The organism is Sorangium sp. So ce834 (assembly GCF_051521425.1).
GTDB classification, from domain to species: domain Bacteria; phylum Myxococcota_A; class Polyangia; order Polyangiales; family Polyangiaceae; genus Sorangium; species Sorangium cellulosum_D.
Window position 1 is genome coordinate 12222588 of the sequence record NZ_CP150351.1, and the last position, 21285, is coordinate 12243872.

Annotated in this window: 19 protein-coding genes; 13 read left to right on the plus strand and 6 right to left on the minus strand. The window is 73.0% G+C overall.

The window, feature by feature from the left end; genetic code table 11:
- The first annotated feature begins 117 nt into the window (after positions 1-117).
- Positions 118-1305 (plus strand): amidohydrolase, encoded by a 1188-nt coding sequence (locus WMF20_RS45000; RefSeq protein WP_437607936.1) that lies wholly within the window; start codon positions 118-120, stop codon positions 1303-1305.
- 25 nt (positions 1306-1330) lie between these two features.
- Here WMF20_RS45000 and WMF20_RS45005 read toward each other — a convergent pair whose 3' ends face one another.
- Positions 1331-1909 carry a PH domain-containing protein gene (locus tag WMF20_RS45005; protein WP_129580012.1) on the minus strand — a complete coding sequence of 193 codons (579 nt, stop codon included), beginning with the start codon at positions 1907-1909 and terminating at the stop codon, positions 1331-1333.
- Positions 1910-2160: 251 nt separating this feature from the next.
- Here WMF20_RS45005 and hemE point away from each other — a divergent pair, with 251 nt between their 5' ends.
- The 7 genes from hemE (at position 2161) to WMF20_RS45040 (ending at position 11480) form a co-directional block, all read left to right on the plus strand.
- On the plus strand, positions 2161-3210 hold the full coding sequence (gene hemE, locus WMF20_RS45010) for a uroporphyrinogen decarboxylase (protein WP_437569626.1): 1050 nt from the start codon (positions 2161-2163) through the stop codon (positions 3208-3210).
- 45 nt (positions 3211-3255) lie between these two features.
- A complete protein-coding gene (locus WMF20_RS45015; protein ID WP_129580014.1) occupies positions 3256-4035 on the plus strand; it encodes a class II glutamine amidotransferase in 780 nt (259 codons plus the stop codon).
- 1071 nt (positions 4036-5106) lie between these two features.
- On the plus strand, positions 5107-6006 hold the full coding sequence (locus tag WMF20_RS45020) for a GGDEF domain-containing protein (protein WP_020741151.1): 900 nt from the start codon (positions 5107-5109) through the stop codon (positions 6004-6006).
- 43 nt (positions 6007-6049) lie between these two features.
- A complete protein-coding gene (locus WMF20_RS45025) occupies positions 6050-7408 on the plus strand; it encodes an aspartate aminotransferase family protein (RefSeq protein ID WP_437607937.1) in 1359 nt (452 codons plus the stop codon).
- Positions 7409-7437: 29 nt separating this feature from the next.
- Entirely contained in the window at positions 7438-8628 is a 1191-nt protein-coding gene (locus WMF20_RS45030) for an acyl-protein synthetase (RefSeq protein WP_437607938.1), read from the plus strand.
- Complete coding sequence (locus WMF20_RS45035; protein WP_437617225.1) at positions 8628-9749, plus strand: acyl-CoA reductase; 1122 nt, start codon at positions 8628-8630, stop codon at positions 9747-9749. The genes WMF20_RS45030 and WMF20_RS45035 overlap by 1 nt, the downstream gene beginning before the upstream one ends.
- A gap of 147 nt (positions 9750-9896) precedes the next feature.
- A complete protein-coding gene (locus tag WMF20_RS45040) occupies positions 9897-11480 on the plus strand; it encodes a GAF domain-containing protein (RefSeq protein ID WP_437607939.1) in 1584 nt (527 codons plus the stop codon).
- A gap of 27 nt (positions 11481-11507) precedes the next feature.
- On the opposite strand, the gene WMF20_RS45045 is transcribed toward WMF20_RS45040, so the two are convergent.
- Positions 11508-11633 (minus strand): hypothetical protein, encoded by a 126-nt coding sequence (locus WMF20_RS45045; RefSeq protein ID WP_257792751.1) that lies wholly within the window; start codon positions 11631-11633, stop codon positions 11508-11510.
- A gap of 134 nt (positions 11634-11767) precedes the next feature.
- Here WMF20_RS45045 and queD point away from each other — a divergent pair, with 134 nt between their 5' ends.
- The gene (queD, locus tag WMF20_RS45050) at positions 11768-12130 is read left to right on the plus strand and encodes a 6-carboxytetrahydropterin synthase QueD (RefSeq protein WP_061621487.1); all 363 of its coding nucleotides are present in this window, start codon (positions 11768-11770) and stop codon (positions 12128-12130) included.
- Between the two features lie 5 nt (positions 12131-12135).
- Entirely contained in the window at positions 12136-12420 is a 285-nt protein-coding gene (locus WMF20_RS45055; protein ID WP_437607940.1) for a (2Fe-2S)-binding protein, read from the plus strand.
- Between the two features lie 53 nt (positions 12421-12473).
- Here the strand turns inward: WMF20_RS45055 and WMF20_RS45060 are convergent, their stop codons facing one another.
- Together WMF20_RS45060 and WMF20_RS45065 are read right to left on the minus strand one after the other, a co-directional pair.
- Positions 12474-13301: a class I SAM-dependent methyltransferase gene (locus WMF20_RS45060; protein ID WP_437607941.1), complete on the minus strand. Its 828-nt coding sequence runs from the start codon at positions 13299-13301 to the stop codon at positions 12474-12476.
- On the minus strand, positions 13301-13981 hold the full coding sequence (locus tag WMF20_RS45065) for a HEAT repeat domain-containing protein (RefSeq protein ID WP_129580019.1): 681 nt from the start codon (positions 13979-13981) through the stop codon (positions 13301-13303). Before WMF20_RS45065 ends, WMF20_RS45060 begins: the two co-directional genes overlap by 1 nt.
- A 157-nt stretch (positions 13982-14138) precedes the next feature.
- Between WMF20_RS45065 and WMF20_RS45070 the strand changes: the two genes are divergently transcribed.
- A complete protein-coding gene (locus WMF20_RS45070) occupies positions 14139-15080 on the plus strand; it encodes a M23 family metallopeptidase (RefSeq protein WP_437607942.1) in 942 nt (313 codons plus the stop codon).
- Here WMF20_RS45070 and WMF20_RS45075 read toward each other — a convergent pair.
- Together WMF20_RS45075 and WMF20_RS45080 are read right to left on the minus strand one after the other, a co-directional pair.
- Positions 15062-15754 (minus strand): response regulator transcription factor, encoded by a 693-nt coding sequence (locus WMF20_RS45075; RefSeq protein ID WP_020741161.1) that lies wholly within the window; start codon positions 15752-15754, stop codon positions 15062-15064. The two genes, WMF20_RS45070 and WMF20_RS45075, sit on opposite strands and share 19 nt — an antisense overlap.
- Positions 15755-15900: 146 nt before the next feature.
- Positions 15901-18288 (minus strand): hypothetical protein, encoded by a 2388-nt coding sequence (locus tag WMF20_RS45080; RefSeq protein WP_437607943.1) that lies wholly within the window; start codon positions 18286-18288, stop codon positions 15901-15903.
- 759 nt (positions 18289-19047) lie between these two features.
- Here WMF20_RS45080 and mgtE point away from each other — a divergent pair.
- Positions 19048-20433, plus strand: coding sequence for a magnesium transporter (gene mgtE / locus WMF20_RS45085; protein ID WP_129580023.1), 1386 nt, complete (start codon positions 19048-19050; stop codon positions 20431-20433).
- A gap of 202 nt (positions 20434-20635) precedes the next feature.
- Complete coding sequence (locus WMF20_RS45090) at positions 20636-21259, plus strand: single-stranded DNA-binding protein (RefSeq protein WP_437607944.1); 624 nt, start codon at positions 20636-20638, stop codon at positions 21257-21259.
- Positions 21260-21285: the final 26 nt, after the last annotated feature.

The window sequence follows — 21285 nt, forward strand, 5'->3', positions numbered from 1 at the left end:
GACGCGCGGGCCGCGCGGCCCCGCCGCGCCGTCGCGGCCGGACGCCGGCGGTAGAGCTCCGCCGGCGCCACCATGGCCCAGGCGAGCCGCGCGGATCCAGGGTAGTATCGCCCGGCCATGAGCCTCGACCCGAGCCGCCTCCAGCGCGACATCGACGACCTCTCCCCGGAGCTCCGCGAGATCGCCGCGCGCATCCACGCGAACCCTGAGCTCCGGTTCCAGGAGCACAAGGCCGCGGCGTGGATCGCCGAGGCCGTCGAGAAGAAGGGCATCCAGGTCGAGCGCGGGCTCGCCGGCATGCCCACCTCGCTGCGCGCGCGCATCGGGCAGGGCCAGGGCCCCCACCTCGCCATCCTCGCCGAGTACGACGCCCTCCCGGAGATCGGCCACGCCTGTGGGCACAACCTGATCGCGGCGGGCGCGCTCGGCGCCTTCCTCGCCCTGGCCCGGCAGAAGGACGCCGTGGCCGGCACCATCGATCTGGTCGGGACGCCCGCCGAGGAGGGGGGCGGCGGCAAGATCCGGCTGCTCGAGGCCGGCGCCTTCGAGGGCGTCGACGCCGCGATGATGTTCCACCCGTTCGACCGCGACCTGCTCGCCCACGACACGCTGGCCAGCACCTGGCTCGAGCTCCAGTTCCACGGCAAGCCGTCGCACGCCGCGCTCGCGCCGTGGGACGGCAACAGCGCGCTCACGGCCTGCCTCGACACCTTCCGGCTGATCGACGGCCAGCGCGTCCACTTCCGCGACGGCGTCCGGGTGCACGGGTTCATCAAGAACGGCGGCCAGGCGGTCAACATCATCCCGGAGCTCGCGGTGGCCGAGTTCTCGGTCCGCGCCCTCGACACCGAGGAGCTCGCCCGCGTGCGGGCGATCGTCGAGCGCTGCGCCCGCGGCGCGGCCATGGCGAGCGGCGTGGAGCTCACGCTGGTCGACCAGGGCGGCTACAAGAACATGGTCAACAACCGGAAGATGGCGCGCCGCTTCGGCGAGCACCTGCGCGCCCTCGGCCGCTCGCCGGTCGAGATGGACCCCGCCGTCGGCACCGGCTCGACCGACATGGGCGACGTGTCCCACGCGCTCCCCGCCATCCACCCCTGGATCGCGATCTGCGGCAAGGGCGAGACGACCTGCCACCAGCACGCGTTCGCCGCCAAGGCCGCGAGCCCCGCCGGCCAGGACTCGATGCTGATCGCCGCCAAGGCGATGGCGATGACGTGCGCGGATCTCCTGCTCGATCCCGAGCTGCGCAAGGGCGTACGCGACGAGTTCGCCCAGCGGAAGGCCGGCGCGAGCGCGGCCTAGGCCCCGGTCAGCCGTCGGCCGTTCGTCAGCCGTCGTCCTGGAGGGGGTTGCCGAGGTCGTCCATCAGCCCGGTGCCCCCCTCGATCGGGATCGCCCGCGCCAGGGCGACCCGCTCCAGCATCACGGACAGCGCGATCTTGTCGCCCACGTCCGGCAGCCAGGTGCGGGACCCGTCCCAGAGATCCAGCCGGATGTTGCTCGACGGCTTGCCTTCCTTGACCGCGCCGCCGGCGCCCGCCTGCGCCGAGGGCACCGACATGCGATCGATCTGCGACCAGGCGAAGCGCCGCACGCGCGGCAGCCCGAACCCGAGCAGCTCGCGCAGCTCGATCCCGTCCGGGTGCACGATCACGCCGCGCATCTGCTCCCGCAGCACCATCGCGAGCGCGCTCACGCACAGGATGATGGCGCACACGCTCGACGGGACGAGCCGGTGGCGATCCCCCTCCACGACGTACTGGAAGATCCGGGAGCTCGAAGGGGCGTTCTGGCCATAGAAGATCACCGCCGAGACGGTGAGGGCGAAGGCGAGGTAAAGCAGCGCCGGGATGCGCTCCTTCAACGGCGGCCCGAACGCGATGCGCTTCTCGGGCCTGTACGTCATGTCAAAGCCGGGAGGTCTGGAAGGACGCGCCATAGATTCGTAGTCTACACGGCGGACGACGCAGCGCTTGGGTCCCCCCTCAGCCCGCTCGCCCGGAGGTCGGCCGCCGCGCTTCCAGAAATCCATGGTCGGGCGTTCCCGGAAAACCACGGCGCGGCGCTCCCAAAAACCCATTGCCGGGGGATGGCTGAACGGACATGAAGGATCGCCCCGAGGGCGCCTCCTCGGGCCCATCCTGGAGTTTTCCATCCATGCACGACCGCTTCCTGCGCGCCTGCCGGCGTGAGCCGACCGATGTGACGCCCGTATGGTTCATGCGCCAGGCGGGCCGGTACATGGCCGAGTACCGGGAGCTCAGGAAGAAATACACGCTGCTCGAGATCTGCAAGACGCCCGAGCTCGCGCTCGAGGTGACCCTCCAGCCGCTGCGGCTCGGGATGGACGCGGCGATCCTCTTCGCCGACATCCTCTTGCCGCTCGAGCCGATGGGCGCGCCGTTCGAGTTCGCGAAGGGCGAGGGCCCGGTCATCCACGAGCCGGTGCGCGACCGGGCCGGCATCGAGCGGCTCCGCGTGTTCGAGCCCGAAGAGGGCCTCGGTTACGTGCTCGAGGCCGTGCGCCTCATCCGCAAGGAGCTGGACGGCAAGACGCCGCTCATCGGCTTCGCCGGCGCGCCGTTCACCATGGCGAGCTACCTCGTCGAGGGGGGCAAATCGAGCGACTACCGGCTCACGAAGCAGCTGATGTGGAGCGATCCCGAGGCGTGGTCGGCGCTCATGGGCAAGATCTCCGAGGTCGTCCGCCGCCTGCTGCGCGCGCAGGTCGCCGCCGGCGCGCAGGCCGTGCAGCTGTTCGACTCGTGGGTCGGCTCGCTGTCGATCGACGACTACCGCGAGCACGTGCAGCCGCACGTGCGCCACATCCTCCGCGACCTCGAGGCGACCGGCGTCCCGGTCATCCACTTCGGCACGAACACCGGGGCGCTCCTCGAGGCGCAGCGCGACGCCGGCGGCACGGTGATCGGCGTCGACTGGCGCACGCCGCTCGACAAGGCGTGGCAGCGCATCGGCTACGACCGCGCCGTGCAGGGCAACCTCGATCCGCTGCTGCTCTGCGCGCCCCGCGCCGTCGCCGAGCGCCGCGCGCGGGCGGTGCTCGCCGAGGCCGGCGGGCGCGCGGGGCACATCTTCAACCTCGGCCACGGCATCATCCCGGAGACGCCGGTCGACACGGTCAAGGCGGTGATCGATCTCGTCCACTCCATCCCGCGCGCGTCGCTGCAGGGCGAGCCCGATCGTTGACGCTGCGCCTCGCCCCTCCCGGGGTGATATGGTGCCGCCGCGAGCATGTGCGAGCTCCTCGGGATGGAGTGCAACGTCCCCACCGACATCGTCTTTTCGTTCAACGGCCTCCGGCACCGGGGCGGCCGCACCGGACCGCACGCCGACGGGTGGGGCCTCGCGTTCTTCGAGGGGCGCGCCGCGCGCGTCTTCCTCGACCCGAGCCCCGCGTGCGATAGCCCGCTGGCGCGGTTCCTCGGCGAGACCCCGATCAAGACGCTGCTCGCGATCGGCCACATCCGGCGCCGCACCCGCGGCGACGTCCTGCTCGCCAACACGCACCCATTCGTGCGCGAGCTCTGGGGACGCCACTGGGTCTTCGCGCACAACGGCACGCTGCGCCGCGTCCGGCGCCGCGCGCTGGGCCGCTTCAACCCCATCGGCACGACCGACAGCGAGCACGCGTTCTGCTACCTCCTGGAGGGGCTCCGCAGCGCGTTCCCCAGCTACCCGCGCCGGCCCAGCGAGCTGTGGGCGGCGGTCGCGGCGCTCGGCGGCGAGCTCGGCCGGGACGGCACGTTCAACTTCCTGCTCGGCGACGGGCGCCACCTCTTCGCCCGTTGCGGGACCCGGCTCTGCTACATCGTGCGCAAAGCCCCGTTCGGCGTCGCGACGCTCGCGGACGACGACGTCCGCGTCGACTTCTCCGCCGTCACGACCCCGAAGGATCGCGTCGCCGTGGTCGCGACGACCCCGCTCACCGTCAACGAGACCTGGACCCAGGGGCGGCCGGGCGAGCTCTGGGTATTCGACGGCGGCGAGCTGCGCGCGACGCTCCGGTCGTGAACGACGGCGGCCGGGCTCCCGCGCCGGCCTCCACCCGCCCAGCAGGGCTCGGGTCGTCAATACCCTCCTTGCAGCCGAGGTCGGTTTCTCGGCACCTGCTCCGGTTGGGCCTGTTGATGCCTTTCGAGGCAAACGGTTCCAGCAGCGACGGAGCATGGCTGCTTGGCGAGGAACGCGCTGCTCCGGGAATCATCCCAGGAGGAAATACGCGACCGCGCCAGGGGTGGAGATGGCCACGGAGCAGCCTGAAATGAAAAACGCCGCGGCGGACCTGGGGGGGGAAGGTCTCCGCCGCGACGCAGGTCTACTCTACGCACCCCGTGTGCCAAGTCAACCAACCGGCGCTGCTCGGAAGGCGGCCGCGGGCTGCGCGGCCGCGGCGCGCGCGGCGTTCGGTTCCGTTCGGTTCCGCTCGGTTCCGTTCGGTTCCGTTCGGCTCCGTTCAGTTCCGCTCAGCTCTGCTCGTTCCGCTCAGTTCAGCGTTGTGATGCGCCCTGGTTTTGAGGCAGAACTCACAGAGCCTCATGCCCGCAGAACGCGGGCTTGCCAGCCGAACCAACACATCGTGCTCCAGCGAACCATTCTCTCCCCTGCCGGCTCGACCGCTCGCCGGACGGGTGGCGGCGCGCCCGGGAAACGCATAGAGAGAGCCGCATCGACGGCAGCGCGAGCTGCACGAGAGAACGGGGCGGCGCATCCACTGCGATACAAGCGCACAATGCCCCACAAGGCGCTTCAGCGAGCACAGGCGATGCGGTGCAGAGCAAGCGACGGTGAGGGGCGGACGGCGTGCGAGGAACAAGCCGAGAGCGTGGAAGGGCACGACGGAGCGCGGCGGGCGACGTGTGCCGCTGTCGGGTCGGGAAGGCGGAGGAATCACCGAAGACGGCTCCGCCCGGATGGCCGTCTTGACGGGAGTCGGGGCATGTCAGTACGCTTTGACGCTGGGCGAGCTAGGGCATATCGAGCCGTTGGATCGCGACCGAAGAGCCGCGCCCGGGTAGGTTCCGTCTCGGGAAGAGCTCGAACGATGTCGAGGCTAGGTCGCACGACGGGTTGGGCTGAGCGCGCGTGAGTGACTTCGACGAAAAGACTCGTGTAACGCAGGTGGTCCAGCCCCCACCGGGCGGCGGCAGCAAGAACACGACCGACTGCCTGGTCGTGATCTACACGAAGGAGCCCACGCTGCTCGGCAAGCGGTTCGTGCTGGAGCACAACCCGACGCGGGTCGGCCGGGGGGCGGACAACCACATCGTGCTCGACGGCGACTCCGTTTCACGGCGGCACGCCCATTTCGAGCAGCGGCCGAGCGCCTGGATGGTCGTCGACGATGGCAGCACCAACGGGACGTACTGCAACGATGAGCAGATCTCCCGCGAGGTGGTGCTGAAGAACGGAGACCGGGTGAAGATCGGCCCGACGATCTTCAAGTTCCTGTCCGGCGCCGACGTGGAGGCGCAATACCACGAAGAGATCTACCGGATGACCATCATCGATGGTCTCACGCAGATCCACAACAAGCGCTACCTCTACGAGGCGCTCGAGCGCGAGATCATCCGCGGCCGCCGCCACGAGCGCGACCTCGCGATCCTCCTGTTCGACATCGACCACTTCAAGCGCATCAACGACGTCCACGGCCACCTGGCCGGCGATTTCGTGTTGAAGGAGGTCGCGCGCATCGTGCAGAGCCGCATCCGCCGCGATGAGGTCTTTGCGCGGTACGGCGGCGAGGAGTTCGCCATCATCCTGCCCGAGACGTCGATCGAGGGCGCCGCGGCGCTCGGCGAGACGCTGCGGCAGAAGGTCGCGGAGCACCTCTTCGTCTTCCAGGCCGACAGCATCCGCGTGACGATCAGCGTCGGCGTGGCGCTGCTGCAGGAGGGCGATCGCACCGCGAACGACCTCATCAAGCGCGCCGACGAGCGCCTCTACCACGCGAAGAACAGCGGGAGAAACCGCGTCTGCGCCTGAGCTCGGGGCCACGGGCGCGCTAGATCCCGGCGGAGGAACGACGATGCCGAACAGCGAGCTGCCGCTGCCGGCGGCGCTGGACCCGGACGGCGGCGAGGCGCTGCCCGAGATCCTGGTGCCGCCGCCTGGTCCAAGGTCGCGGAGCGCCCTCGAGCGGCTCGAGCGCGTCGAGTGCCCGGCGTTCGGCCGGCGCCGCGAGGCGCGGGCGCAGAAGAGCGGCGCCGAGATGCTCCCGATCGTGCTGTCGCACGGGCGCGGCGCCAACGTCTGCGACGTCGACGGCAACCGCTACGTCGACCTGTGCGCGGGCTTCGGCGCGCTGCTGCTCGGCCACGCGGCGGCGCCGGTGCGGCGCGCGGCGGAGGAGCAGATGTCGCGGCTGACGCTCGCCCTCGGCGACGTGTACTCGGCCGACGTGAAGATCGCCCTCCTGGAGCGCCTCGCGGCGCTGCACCCCGGGCCGTCGCCGATGGCGCTGCTCGGCCAGAGCGGCAGCGACGCGATCACGGCGGCCATCAAGACGGCGGCGCTCGCGACCGGGCGGCCGGGGCTCGTCGCCTTCGAGGGCGCGTACCACGGCCTCGGGTACGCGCCGCTCGCGGCGTGCGGGCTGCGCGAGAGCTACCGGTCGCCGTTCGCGGAGCAGCTCAACCCACGCGTGACGTTCGCGCCGTACCCACGCGACGAGGCGGGCGCGGCGCGCGCGCTCGACGCGGTCGAGGCGGCGCTGCGCGGCGGCGAGATCGGCGCGATCCTGCTCGAGCCGATCCTCGGGCGGGGCGGCTGCGTCGTCCCGCCCGACGCGTTCCTGGGCGCGGTCTGCGACGCGGCGCACCGGCGCGGGGCGCTCGTGATCGCGGACGAGATCTGGACCGGCCTCGGTCGGTCGGGGGCGATGACGCGCACCGGGGCGATCGGGGCGGCCGCGGACATCCTCTGCTTCGGCAAGGGGCTCGGCGGCGGGCTCCCCATCTCCGCGTGCGTGGCGCCGGAGCCGATCATGCGCGCGTGGGCGCGCGAGGCCGAGGTGGTCCACACCTCGACGCACTCCGGCTCGCCCCTCGCGTCGAGCGCCGCGCTCGCGACGCTCGACGCCCTGGACGCAGGCCAGCTGGCCGCGCGCTCGCGCGACGTGGGCGCGCGCTTCCAGGCGGCGCTCCGGGAGGCGCTGCGGGGCCGAGCGGGCGTCGTCGACGTGCGCGGCGCCGGGCTCATGGTCGGCGTGGAGCTCGAGAGCGCCGAGCTCGGGCTGCGGGCGATGCGCGGGATGCTGGCCGAGGGCTACCTGGTCCTCACCGGCGGGGTGCGCGGCGAGACGCTGACGCTGACGCCGGCGCTCACCATCCCCGAGGCGCTGCTGTCGGCCGCGGCCGGCGCGCTGGCGCGCGTGCTTTCGTCCTAGGCGCGCGCGGCGCGTGCTATCCCGGTCGCGTGGGATCGATCGATCAGAGCGAGGCGCTGCACCGCCGCGCGCGGGCGTTCATCGAGGCGTCGCTCCTCCCGGACAGCGCGGGGTCGCCCGGCGCCGGCCGAGCGGCGGCGGCCTCGCTTCAGCAGGGCGAGGGCGCGGCGGACGCCGCGCTCCCGGACACGTTCGACGCGCTCGCGATCGCCCTCGCCCGGCACCAGGCCGCGCGGTGCGCGCCGGTCGCCCGCCTCTTCAAGGCGCGCGGCGTGGACGTCGACACGATGCAGCGCGCGGCGCAGATCCCCGCGGTGCCGTGCGACGTCTTCCGGTTCGCGCGCGTCGCGGCCCACCCGCCCGAGGCGAACGAGCGCGTCTTCCGCACGAGCGGGACCTCCCTCGGCGCGGCGTCCCGCGGCGAGCACCCGTTCCGCACCACCGCGACGTACGAGCTCGCCGCGGTCGCCTGGGGCGCGCGCCTCCTGTGGCCCGACGGCGCGCGGCTGCGCGCGATCGTCCTGGCGCCGCCGCTCGACGAGGTCCCGGACTCGTCGCTCGGGTTCATGATCGATCGCTTCGCCGCGCGCCTCTCGGGGCCGGCGAGCTGGCACGTGCGCGGCGGCGAGCTCGACGCCGCGGGGTTCGCCCGCGCGTGCGCCGAGGCGCGCGCCGCGGGCGAGCCGGCCATCGTGCTCGGCACCTCGTTCGCGTTCGTCCACCTGCTCGAGGCCGGGCTGCCCGAGGGCGCGGCGCTGCTGCCCGGAGGGAGCCGCGCGATGCAGACCGGCGGCTACAAGGGCCGCTCGCGCGAGGTGCCCGCGGAGGAGCTGCGGGCGTCGATCGCGCGAGCGCTCGGGGTGCCCCTCTCGCACGTCGTGGGCGAGTACGGCATGACGGAGCTCTCGAGCCAGCTCTACGAGGGCACGCTCGCGGCGGCGCTCGCCGGCAGGCCGGGCCCCGCGCCGGGGATCTACCTCGCGCCGCCCTGGACGCGCGTCACCGCGGTCGACCCCGAGACGCTCGCGCCGCTCCCCGCCGGCGAGATCGGGCTCGCGCGGATCGTCGATCTCGCGAACGTCGACTCGGCGGTGGCCATCCAGACGGCCGATCGCGTGCGCGTCACCGAGGAGGGCGTCGAGCTCTTGGGCCGCGCGTCCGGGGCGCCGCCGCGCGGCTGCTCGATCGCGATCGACCAGATGCTCGGCGGCGGCCCGTGATGGACGACGGCGCGGCGCGGCGCCGCCGGGTGGAGCGCGCGGTCGCCGCGGCGGCGCGGATCGCGGACGCGCGCGACCCGCTCGGCCAGGAGGCGCGGCGGCGGCTGCCCGCCACGAGCGGCCTCTCCCCCGAGGGCGTGGAGCTCGCGCTCGGCCGCCACCTCGAGGTCGCGCCGAGCAGCGGCGAGCTCGACGCGCTCGTGGCGACCGCGGGGCGCGCGCGCCGCTGCCACGTGGTGCTCGCCGCGAACGTCTGCACGGCGCCGCTGCGGGCCATCGCCGTCGCGGCGGCGACGGCGCCAGAGGTCCTCGTGCGCCCGTCGCGCCGCGATCCCGTCGTCGCGGAGCTCCTCGTGCGCGCGCTCTCGGCCGACGAGGGCTTCGCGCGCGACGGCGGCGCCATCGCCCTTGTCGCGGACGTGGCGCTCGGGGACGCCGGGGCGCAGGCGGCGGGCGAGGAGCCCGGCGACAGCGCGCCGCGCGCCGAGCTGCACGTCTACGGCTCGGACCAGACCGTGGCGACGCTGCGCGCCCAGGCCGGGCGCGGCGCGCTCGTGCGCGGGCACGGCGCCGGCCTCGGGCTCGCCGTCGTCGGCCCCGACGCGCGCCTCGCCGAGGCGGCGCGCGACATCGCGGACGACGTCGTGCCGTTCGATCAGCGCGGCTGCCTGTCGCCGCGCTTCGTGCTGGTGGAGGGCCCGGCCGAGCGCGCCGAGGCGCTCGCGCGCGCCCTGCACGAGGCGCTCGCGGCCGCGGGCGCGCGCGTCCCGCGCGGGCCGCTCGACGGCGCCGCGCGCGCCGAGGTGGCGATGTACCGGGCCACCCTCGAGGCCGTGGGCTCGTTCTGGGAGGGCGAAGGGCACGGGGTCGGCGTGGATCCGGCGCCGCGGTCGTTGCTGCTGCCGCCCGCGGCGCGCGTCGTCCACGTGGCGGCGAGCCGCGCCGGCGCGGCTCCGGCGCTGCTCGCGCCGATCCGCGGCGCGATCACCGCGATCGGCGCCGGCGGCGGCGGCGAGCTCGCGCGCGCCGTGTCCGCCGCGGCCCCGCGCGCCCGGGTCTCGGCGCTGGGCTGGATGCAGCGCCCGCCCCTGGATGGCCCGGTGGACCTGCGGGCGCGCTGATCTCCGTGACCGGCCGCGCGGCGGCGGGCGGACGGCGCGCCGGCAGCGCGCGCCTCGCGCCGCAGACGCGGCCTCGACCGCGGCGCGATCCGGGCGCGCTCGCGTGCGAGGTGCGCTCGAGCGACGGTGTGTGATAGCGATCGTCGTATGTCGTCGCGCACCGATGATCCGAAGGCGACCCACCCGCCCACGGAGCTCGAGGCGATCGCGAGCCCGCCCGCGGCGCCGCTCGACGTGGAGGGCGCACGGGAGGGGCTCGTGGACGGTGGACCGCCGGACGAGCGCCACGCGGGCGCGGGCTCCCCCGCGCCGAGCGATCCGGCCGGCAGCTCGGCCCGCGCTGCGCAGGCCGGCGGCGAGGCGGTGCCCGAGGGCGAGGACGCGCCGCCGTCGGTCACCTCCGCCAGGATCCACGTGCGCCGCGACGAGCGCCTGGATCTCGTCATCGAGTACCTGGCCTTCGTGGCGAAGCCGATGCCGCTGTCGCTCCTCCTCGACGAGGCGCCGCAGCGGATCGCCGCCATCCTCGGCGCCGACGTGGCGTCGCTGTACCTCCTCGAGGGCGACGGCGACGAGCTCGTGCTGCGCGGCAACGTCGGCTTCCCGCGCGAGGCGCGCGGCACGGTGCGGCTCTCGGTCGGGCAGGGCATCACGGGCATGGCGGTCGAGTGCTTGCGCCCGATCTCGGTCGTGCAGGCGACGGAGCACGAGCGCTACCGCGCGTTCCCGGAGCTCCGCGAGGAGCGGTTCCCGGTCTTCCTGGCGGCCCCGATCCTCGGCAGCGGCCGCCCGCTCGGCGCCCTGGTCGTGCAGCGGGCGGGGGATCGCGCCTTCACGGCGCGGGACGTCGAGCTCCTCATGGCCCTGACGGCGCCGATCGCGGCCGGCGCGCGCCACGCGCAGGTGCTCGACGAGCTGCGCGAGCGGCGGCGGCGCACCGGCGGGGGCACGCGCAAGGTCACGCTGCCGGGGCTGCCCGTGGTCCCGGGTCGCGCGCTCGGCGCCCTCGCGGCCCTGCGGCGGCCGGCCAGCTCGTCGCTCGGCCCGCAGCGGGGCCGCGGCGATCCGAAGCTCCTGCGGCTCGCCTTCGACATCGCCGAGAAGGCGCTCGTCGAGCTCCACGCCCGCGCGGCGGAGCGGGGGATCGCGCAGGACGCGGCGTTCCTCTCGACCTACCTCCTGATGATCGGCGACGGCCGCCTGCGCGCGCGCGCCTTCGAGCTCGCGGCCGGCGGGCGCACCGTCGCGCAGGCGCTCGGGACGGTCGCCCGCGAGGTGGCGCGGGCCGCCAACGGGATCGTCGGCGACCCGTTCTTGCAGGACCGCGCCCGCGACATCGAGGACCTCTGCGACGCGATCCTGATGCTGGCGACCCCGGACGCCCGGGCCGAGCTCCCGTCGAAGGCGGTCCTCGTCGGCGACCAGCTGACCGTGTTCGATCTCCTGATCTCCGCCCGCGCCAACCCCGTCGGCGTCGCGCTCAGCGAGCGGTCCGGGCCGCGCTCGCACGTGCTCCTCCAGCTGCTCGGCGTGCCGTCGATCGTGGATGTGGCGGGCGCGTTCCGGTGGGCGTCGCCGGGCGACGTCGCGCTCCTCGACGCGGACCACGGCTTCCTGGTGATCAACCCGTCCCGGGCCGAGGTCGCGACGGTCCGCGCGGCGCGGCGCAAGGGGCCGCCGCTGCCCGGGCCGACGCCGGACGACGACGGAGAGGACGAGCCAGCGAACTGAGCACCGGCCGGGGCCGGTGCTCGCGGCTCAGCGGCTGGGCTGCGCGGCGGCGGCCGGGTCGGCCGGCGGCGTCCCCTGGGCGCTCTGCAGCTCCTTCTTGGCGCGCCAGTTCGCCAGGCGCTTCGTGTCGCGTCGCTTCTTCTTGGCTCTCACTGCGGGCTTCTGCGGCATGGCCGGGGTATAGCCGCTCGAGCCCCTCGAGGGAACCCCGTACCTCGGCCGCCGCACCTCCGGCGGGCCGCCGGGCGTTGACGCCTCACGGCGCCCGCCCCATGACCGCTCGTCCAATGAACGTCCGTCTCGTGCATGAGTTCCGCTTCGAGGCCGCCCACCGCCTCCCCAAGGTGCCGCAGGGGCACAAGTGCGCGCGCCTCCACGGTCACAGCTTCAAGATCGAGGTCGCGATCCGGGGCCCCGTGAACGAGGAGACGGGGTGGTTCATCGATTACAGCCACCTCTACGAAGCCTGGGCGCCCCTCCACGACCTGCTCGATCACAACTACCTGAACGAGGTCCCGGGGCTGGAGAACCCGACGAGCGAGGTGCTCGCCCGGTGGATCTGGAACCGCCTCGCGCCGTCGCTGCCGTCCTTGAACCGGGTCACCGTCTTCGAGACCTGCGACGCCCGCTGCGAGTACGAGGGCGACTAGCTCCGATGAAGACGCTCGTCTGCCGCTGCGAGGACGTCACCCTGCACGAGCTCGAGGACGCGATGGAGCGCGGCTACAAGGACATCGAGTCCGTCAAGCGCTACACGGGCTTCGGCACCGGCTGGTGCCAGGGCAAGTGGTGCCTCGCGCTCTGCGCGCGGCTCATCGAGGAGCGCGGGGGCGACGTCCAGAAGCCGATCACGCCGCGGCCCCCGTACCACCCGGTCTCGCTCGCGGCGCTCGCCGGGCTCGACGAGCTCGGCCTCCGCGGCGGCGGGCACGAGCGCTAGCGCCGGCCGCGCCGCCTCCGCGCGCGCCCGTCGCCGGCGCCCCGGCCCCGTCGTCAGCCGAGCGGCCGCCGGGCGCTCGCGCACCCGACGTTCACGGTCAGCTCGAAGACGCCCTCGGACCAGTACTTCGAGACCGCGTGGTGCAGGTACGTGAGCATCGAGTCGATGATCTGCGGCTCGAGGTCGAGCATCGCCGTCGCGTCGGGGATCACCATCAGCCGCGAGATGGGGTCCTCGAGGAACTCACGCCCGCTGTCGAACGACACCGCGATGAGCTGGACGTCGACCTCGACCTCGTCGAACCCGGCGTCCTCGATCTCCTCGGCGATGGTCTCGAGCGTCGGGCGGCTGGCGGAGGCGGCGTCGACCGCCGCGCCGAGCTCCGACAGGTCCTGCTTGAGCGCGCACTCCCGCGCGATGTCGGCCACCTCCGGGAACGAGCCGCGCAGCGGCAGCGCGATGAGCGCCTGGCCGCCGGGGACCAGCACCCGGCGCAGCTCGGCGAGGAGCTGCGCCCGCTCGTTCGGGCGGCAGACCGGGTGCAGCGTGAACGCGTGGGTGAAGCTCGCGTCCGGCAGCGGCGTGGGCAGGGCGTCGGCGAGCACGTAGCTCGCGTTCATCCCGGAGAACAGCGCCGCCTTGGCGCGCGCGAGATCGAGCGCGGCGGCGGACCCGTCGATCCCCACGAGGGTCGCGCCGGGCAGCTTGTCGGCCACGATCGCGTCGGGGAAGCCGCTCCGACAGCCGAGGTGGGCGATGCGCGCCGCCTCGGAGGGCAGCAGCATGTCCACCGCCAGCGAGGCGAAGAACGAGATGTAGCGCGGGACGACCGCGTGCTCGAACAACACGGCGTCCGCCGCGCTCAGCGGCGGGCCGATCATCAGGCGACCCCGTCCTCTTCCTCCTCGTCGTAGGGCGCGAGGAGGCCGAGCGCCTCTTCGGCGAGCTCACCGATCGTGACCTCCGACGTCGCGTCGTCGCCGCCGTCGTCGGCCAGCTCGACCGTGCGCATGTCGCCGATCAGCGGCTGGATCAGCGGCGCGTGCGCCGGGTCGCCGATCTCGACCAGGGTCTCGATCGCCGCCGCCACCGCGTCCGGATCCTTGTGGCCGAGGAACTGGCCGAGCAGCTTCGGCACGCCCGGCTCCGGAACCTCGGCGATGAGGTACGGCAGCTCCGGCAGCGCGGACGACCCGACCGGCAGCCGCTTGAGCGCCCGCTCGATCGCCTGCGCGACCTCCTTGAAGCGGTCGTAGGCGAGCGACTCGATCTCCTCGCCCGCCGCCTGCCGCGCCTCCGGGTGCTCCGAGGCGAGCACGTCGATGAGCGCGTCGAGCGCGCGCGGGCCCTCGTGCTCGCCGAGCAGCGACGCGATGCGCACCAGCCGGAGCGCCGCCTCGTCCTCGTCGGTCTCGCGCGCCGCGCTCGCGATCGCGTCCGTGAGGACGTCCAGCAACGCATCGCCGGGCATGGCCGCCAGATCGTCGTGGAGCCGGCGAGCCGTGCGCTCCGCGTCGAACAGCTTGTTCAGGGTCGTCTCGATAGCTTGGCGATTTTGCACGAAGAGGAGCTATCAACAGCGCGCCGCCTCCGCAAGCCGGCAGGCAGCAAGGGCCTGTTCCCCGCGGATTCCCGTCCACGGCGGGCGCGGCCATGCCGGCCCGGCGCTACCGCATCGCGCTCGCCAGCCGCGCGCGATGCGGTAGACCGTTCATGGCATGCGCGCGTCCGGCTCATCGCAAGCCCGCCCGACGAGGGCGGCGGTCTCCCCTTCCCCGCTCGTGCGCGGCGCCGCGGCGTCCGCCCTCGTCCTTGCGCTCGGGGGCCTCGACGACCCCACGCCGCCGCCGCCCGCGGTCGTCCCTCCGGCGGCCGCGGCGCGCGGCGCCGCGGGCGCGGCGGCGCTCTGCGGCCCCCGCACCGTGCCGGAGGGCGCCGCGTGCGTCCCGCTGCCGGCGCCGGGCGCGCCGCTCCCTGAGGGCGGCGCCGCGGCGCTCTCCGGCCCGGGCGGCGCGCGTCCCGCCGGGGCGGGCGCGCGCGGGCAGGCCTACGAGCACATCCCCCGCCGCCCGGAACGTCCGGCGAGCGCCGCCGCGTACGCGTTCCCGATCGGCGCGCCGGATCAGCCGCCCGGGTTCCTCCTCGTCGAGGGCGCTCCAGCGCAGCCGGGCGCGCCGCCTCCGGCGGGCCCCGTCGCCGCCATCGGCGCCGCGCGACCCGAGCCGCCGTCCTGGGCCGGCGGGGTCGACCTCGCGGCGGCGCGGGGCGAGCGCGTGGTGTCGCTGCGGCTCGAGGGGCAGGAGGGGAAGGCCGAGGTCGTCTTCGTCGGCGAGCTGTCCGGGATCACGGTCGCCACGGCGCACGACGTGCGCGAGGCGCGCGACGTGGATCGCGTGCGCCGGTACGTCCTGCTCCACGGCCACCTCGACCGCCCCGGCCCCGGCGTCGTGGCGGGCGCGCGCCTCAACGCGGGCGACGTGGTCGGGTACGCTGGCGACACCGGCAGCCCGGGCCTCGTCCGGCTGCGCCTCGAGGCGCGGCAGCTCCGCGAGGGCGCGCGGCTCTCGGATCTCGATCCGAAGCGCATCATCGACGCCGCGGTGACGGTGCCGTGCGACCTCCGCAACGTGCTGCCGCTCCGTCAGGGCGCGAGCTTGTAGCCGAAGCCGTACACCGTGAGGATGTGCTCCGGCTTGTCGGGCGAGCGCTCGATCTTCTTGCGCAGCTTGACGATGAAGTTGTCGACCGTGCGGTTCGACGGCCCGGCCTCGATCCCCCAGATCTTCTGGAGGATCTCCTCGCGCGAGACCGGCTGGCCCAGGCGCTCGTGCAAGAGGCGCAGGAGCTCGACCTCGTAGAACGACAGCTGATCCGACCGCGAGCCCCGCGAGACCGTGTGGGCGGTCATGTTGACCTGCACGTTGCCGATGGTGAACACCTCGACCGGCGCCTCGGCGGGCCGGGCGGCGCGGCGGAAGAGGGCGCGCAGCCGGGCGATGAGCTCGCCCACGCTGAACGGCTTGGTCACGTAGTCGTCGGCGCCCGCGTCGAGGCCGCGGATCTTGTCGATCTCCTGGCCGCGGGCCGTCAGCATGATGATCGGCACGAACGCGTCCCAGCGGCGCAGGTCCTCGCAGACCTTGAAGCCGTTGGTGTCGGGGAGCATGAGGTCGAGCAGGATCGCGTCCGGCTTCTCCTGCCGGGCGAGCAGCACGCCGTCCTTCCCCTTCGACGCCGACGCCACCGAGAAGCCCTCGAACTCGAGGGCATCCGTCAGCCCCAGCACGATGTGGGGCTCGTCCTCGATGATCAGGATCTTCTTGCGTGCCGCCACGACGGAGTGCGGTCTTAGCACAAAACCCGCCGGGCCCCGCGAAGGCCCTGCCGGCCGGCGCGCCGGAGCCCGTCCGGGGCCACAAAAAGCGGCGCGGGGCGCGATCTCGCGATCGGCCCCGCGCGCCGGGTCAGCCCGCCGTCAGCCTACTCGCCGGAGCAGGTGATGAACAGCGTGGAGCCCTGCTGGGCTTCGCCCTTGCCCGTGAACCGGATCTTGCGCCGCTCGGTCGACGGGCAGTCGGCGACGATGGCCGGGTCGCCGACCTTGATCGAGGGATCGACGTAGCACCACCCGTGCACCGGCTGGCCGTCGGCCTCGACGTTGTCGTTCACGTTGGTCCTGCACGCTTCGGCCGCACCTTCCTTGAGCTGCTGGATCTCGCACACGCAGTCCCAGCCGGAGACCTTCGCGATGTCGAGGGCGAGCACCTCCTCGACCGCGGCGAAGCGAGTCGCGTCCGGCGGCACCGCGGCGCGCCCCGTCGCAGGGTCGCAGCCGCACTGGCCCTGCGAGTTGCGCGCCTCGAGGATCAGGCAGGAGACCTGCTTGTTGTCGTCGGGGGTCAAGGTGCGCGGCAGGCACTGGCCGCCGAGCACCGTCTTCAGGCGATCGATGATGGCGCCGATCGCCGGCCGGTAGCCGTAGTCGGCCGCGTTGTCGTCGTCGAGCTGCGCCGGGCACACCGAGCCGACGATGCCCTGGGGTCCGAGCTCGCGGATGAGCTGCAGCTCGCGGAGGCCCGGGTAGGCCTTCGCCTTGATCTGCGTCGTCGTCCTGGCCCCCGGGGCATCCTGGCTGCTCCCGGCTTCCGGCCGGCACAGCGGGTTGTCGTTCGGCGCGCCCTGGAGCTCCCGGCAGTCGCAGCTCTGGGCGTTGCCCTCGCAGGATTTCGACTGGGGGAGATCGAAGATGCACGCGTACTGGAGGTCGCCGGTGCTCCCCTGCGGGATCGTGTACTCGCGGCCGTTGATGGTGTTCCAGCCCGTCTGGTCCGGCTGGATGATCGTGTCGCCGGTGATCGGGTTCGAGCCCGAGCGCGGCGCCGTCGACTCGACCATGAAGGGATCCTTCGGCGGCTGGTACTTCGCGGGGTCGCCGAGGATGAGCTCCCAGGTGCTGCTGAACGCGTTGTCGAGCAGCGGGGAGCCGAGCTCGGTCGCGTTCTTGAACCCGCCGACCGGCTCGCCGTCCTCGTTGAGGCCCTGCAGGAGGTCCGGCTTGCCCGCCGCGTTCAGGCGCGCGATGTCCTGCCAGGGCACGCCGACGATGCCGGCGAAGAAGACGAGCCCGGGATCGCGGATGATGGAGTCCCCGTCGTCCGTGACGAGGTCGCTGAAGATCGGGTTCGGGACGAGATCGCCCTGGCGGTTCGGGATCTGCGCCTCGGTGAAGGCGCGCCGGTAGCGCTCGATCGGGTAGAGGAAGTCGAAGCCGAACCGGCGCTTCTGATCCCAGCAGCGGGAGTTGACCGGATCCTCCGCGGCGCTCAGCCGGGCGGGGAAGCCGTCCGAGCCCGTGCAGGCCTCGTCGACCGGGCAGCCATCCTGGTTCTGGCTGCACGACCTGCAGCACTTGTTGCCCGGGTCGGTGGCGCACTCGGAGCGCGGCCGCCACAGGCGGAAGCCGTTCCTGGTCTCAGCGACGAGGTAGTTGCGGCCCTCCTCGCGGATCGAGCAGTCGTTCTCGTCGCTGAGCATGATGATCGCGAGGAGGGAGCTCGGCCGGAGGAAGGCTTCGCGTTGCTGGATGACGGTGCCGTCCAGGCCGATCGGCACGGCGGCGTCGCCCTGGATCTCGATCCGCTCGTAGGGCTCCGGGTCGACGAGGAAGCGGTACACGCTCTCGAGCTGCGCCTCGAAGCCGCAGCCGGACTGCCCGGTGCCCTTGACCATCGCCCGGAGCTGCTCGACGAGCGACGTGTCGTTGAGATCGGCGTTCGAGTCGCCGTCGATGTCCGCCTCGCCGTCTTCCGGGTCGGGCCTCCCCGGCTCTCCGTTCTCGTCGCGCTTCTGATCGGGGTCCCAGGCCAGGAAGCCCTTGTTGAGGTAGGTCGGGAGGTCGTTGACGTGGGAGTTCTCGTCGCTGCGCGCGAGGAGGTGCGCCATGTCCACGTTCGAGGCGCTCGTCATCTCCGGGCAGGCGCCCGAGCCGTGGCCGCCGAGGCTCGAGCTGATGATGCCGATGTGGATGTCCTTGACCGGCTCGAACTCGCGCTTGAAGTCCGGCGGGCAGTCTTCGTTCGGCGACGAGACGGTCCTGGCCGGCTGCGTGCCGTTCTTGTGGATGCAGCGCGGGTTGACGAGGCCCTGCACGAGGTCGGGGATGGCGGTGGAGAGGATGTCCTGCTTGTCGGCCATCGAGCCCGAGTTGTCGATGGCCAGGAGGAGGTCGATCTTGTCGACCGAGCTCTGGGTCAGCCGCTCGACGATCGTCGACGTCGTGCGGGGCTCGTTCGTGGCGATGGGGCGGTTCAGACATCCGAAGGCGCTGCCTGTGCCCGCGACCAGGAGGCCCGCCATGGCGAGCCTCACCGCGCCCCTCCACGGGCGCCTCCTCTCACGCTCAATCCGCGTCATCATTGGACTTTCCTTTCGACCACCGATCCAGTTGCGCGGCGGTCAAGCCACTGAACGGGCCCGTCATCCGCGGGCCCATGACCGACTTCCGCAGGCGATCCGCGGCTCGACGGGAGCCCGATGCTAAGGACCCGACCGGAATGCTGTCAATTCGACCCGTCGGCCCCGCCCGGACCCGCCTGAGGGCGCCGTAGCAAAGGAGGTGCCGCCGCCGCGCTTCGAGGGGCTCCATCGCCGCGCTCGGTCGCGCCGTCAACTTGATTGCGTAACGCCAACTCTGTAGGCGATCCGCCTGGATGGGCACATTGTCCCACCTAGCCGCAGATCGATCGGCCTCCACCTCAACCCCGGTCGGGTCGGCCCCACCTCAACCCCGGTCGGGTCGGCCCCACCTCAACCCCGGTCGGGTCGGCCCCACCTCAACCCCGGTCGGGTCGGCTCCACCTCAACCCCGGTCGGGTCGGCTCCACCTCAACCCCGGTCGGGTCGGCCCCACCTCAACGCCGGTCGGGTCGGCCTCGTCGGCCTGGCGGCCTCAACCTCGGTCGGCCTTGACGGGTGGCACGGCGGCTCAACCCGGGTCGGCCGTCGCCGCACCTCGACCTCGGTCAAACCTCGACCTCGGTCAAAAGGGGCGGCTGGCTCGATCGCGCCACCCGCGCCGGGACGGGTTGCCGCTTCCCAGCAGGGCCGAGTTGTGGTCAGTGCCCGAGCATGTTGCGCGTCGCCCTCGCCATGGTCCCGGAGGTCCGGCAGCTCCTCGCCGAAGATCCGGCGCAGCTCTCCGAGCTGCTGGACGAGATCCACGACGAGGACCTCGCCGATCTCATCGGCCTGCTGGACGACGCCGAGGCCGCGAAGGTCCTCATGGCGCTCAAGGCCGAGGAGGCCGCGCCCATCTTCGAGCGCCTCGACGGCGAGACCCAGGAGGCGCTCGTCGAGCAGATGGGCGTCGAGAGCATCGCGCCGATCGTCTCCGAGATGGCGGCCGACGACCGCACCGACCTCATCGAGGCCCTCCCCGACCAGGTCAGCGGCACGCTGCTCTCCACGCTGGAGAAGGTCGACCCCGAGGCCGCCGCCGAGGTCGAGGAGCTCGCTAAGTGGCCCGAGGACAGCGCCGGCGGCCTCATGACCACCGACTACGTGTCGGTGGGCATCCACCTCACGGTCGCCGACGTGATCGAGCGCATCCGCGCCGTCGGCGAGGACGCCGAGACCATCTACTACGTGTACATCGTCTCCGATCGCGGGCACCTCATCGGCGTCGTCTCGCTGCGCGATCTGCTGCTCGCCTCGCCGTCCGAGAAGCTCTCGAACGTGATGACCGAGAACGTCTTCGCCGTCAGCCCCGAGACCGACCAGGAAGAGGTCGCGCGCACCATGGCGAAGTACGACTTCAGCGCGCTGCCCGTGCTCTCCGCGGACCGGAAGCTGCTCGGCGTCATCACCGTCGACGACGTGATGGATGTCCTCACCGAGGAGCAGTCCGAGGACATGCAGCGGCTCGGCGCGGTCGGCCCCATCGAGGACAGCTACTTCAAGACGAGCTTCTGGACGTTCATCCAGAAGCGCGCCCCCTGGCTCGCCGTGCTGTTCGTCGGCGAGTTCATGACCGGCGAGGTGCTCCGGCGTTTCGAGCACGACCTCGAGGCCGTCGCGACGCTCGCCTACTACGTGCCCCTGCTCATCTCGACGGGCGGCAACTCCGGCTCGCAGTCGTCGTCGCTCATCATCCGCGGCCTCGCCGTCGGCGACCTGCGCGTCGGCGACTGGGCGAGCGTCCTCGCCCGCGAGCTCGGACAGGCGGTCGTGCTCGGCCTCATCCTCTCGGTCATCGGCATGCTCCGCGTCTGGCTCTGGGGCGACGGCACCGGCTTCGTCCTGACGATCGGCGTGACGCTGATGGCGATCGTCCTCATGGGCTGCACCGTGGGCGCGATGCTCCCCCTCCTGCTCCGGCGCCTCGGCCTCGATCCGGCGACCAGCTCCACGCCGTTCATCGCGAGCCTCGTGGACGTCCTCGGGATCCTGCTCTACTTCACGATCGCCCGCCTCTTCCTGTCCGATCTGCTCGCGCAGGCCGGGGCGGGCGGGTGAGCAGCCCCTTCTGCCGCGCCGTCCGGACCGACGAGGCGCCGGCTCCCCCGCTCGACGCGCCGCGCGCGGCGCGCCGCTCGACGCGCCGCGCGCCCCTCGACGCGCCGTGAGCCCTTGACGCGTCGGCCCCCATGGGGGAGTGAAACTGTCGATTTTCGTTCGGCGCAACGTGCGCTGAACCGCTCCTAGGGAAGGAGTCAAGATGGCCGAAGGCTTGAATCGCGTGATGCTGCTCGGCAACCTGGGCGCCGACCCCGAGCTCCGGTTCACCCAGGGAGGGCAGGCAGTCCTGAACCTGCGGCTCGCGACGACCGAATCGTACCTGGATCGCGACAAGGTCCGGAAAGAACGGACGGACTGGCACAATGTCGTGATCTGGGGCAAGCGCGCCGAGGCCTTGGGCAAGATCCTCAGCAAAGGCTCCTCGATCTTCATCGAAGGCTCGCTCCGCACGTCGAGCTACGACGATCGGGATGGCAACAAGCGTTACAAGACCGAGGTGATCGCGAACAACGTCCTGCTGACGGGCGGGGGCCGCGGCCGCGGCGTCGCCAACGACGACGCCGGGTTCGGCGCTGATCCCGGCGGCGGTGGCGGCAGCTACGGCGGTGGTGGCGGCGGCTACGGCGGTGGCGGCGGCGGCGGCGGCGGCTACGGCGGTGGTGGCGGCGGCGGCGGTCGCCCGGCCGGCGGCGGCTACAACCGCGGCGGTGGCGGCGGCGGCGGCGGCGGTCGCCCGGCGCCTGCGGCGCCGGATCCCGGTCCCCCTCCGGACGATTTCGGCGGCGGCTACGGCGGCGGCAACGACGACGACATCCCGTTCTGATCGCTCTCGCTTCCGGGTTCCGGGCC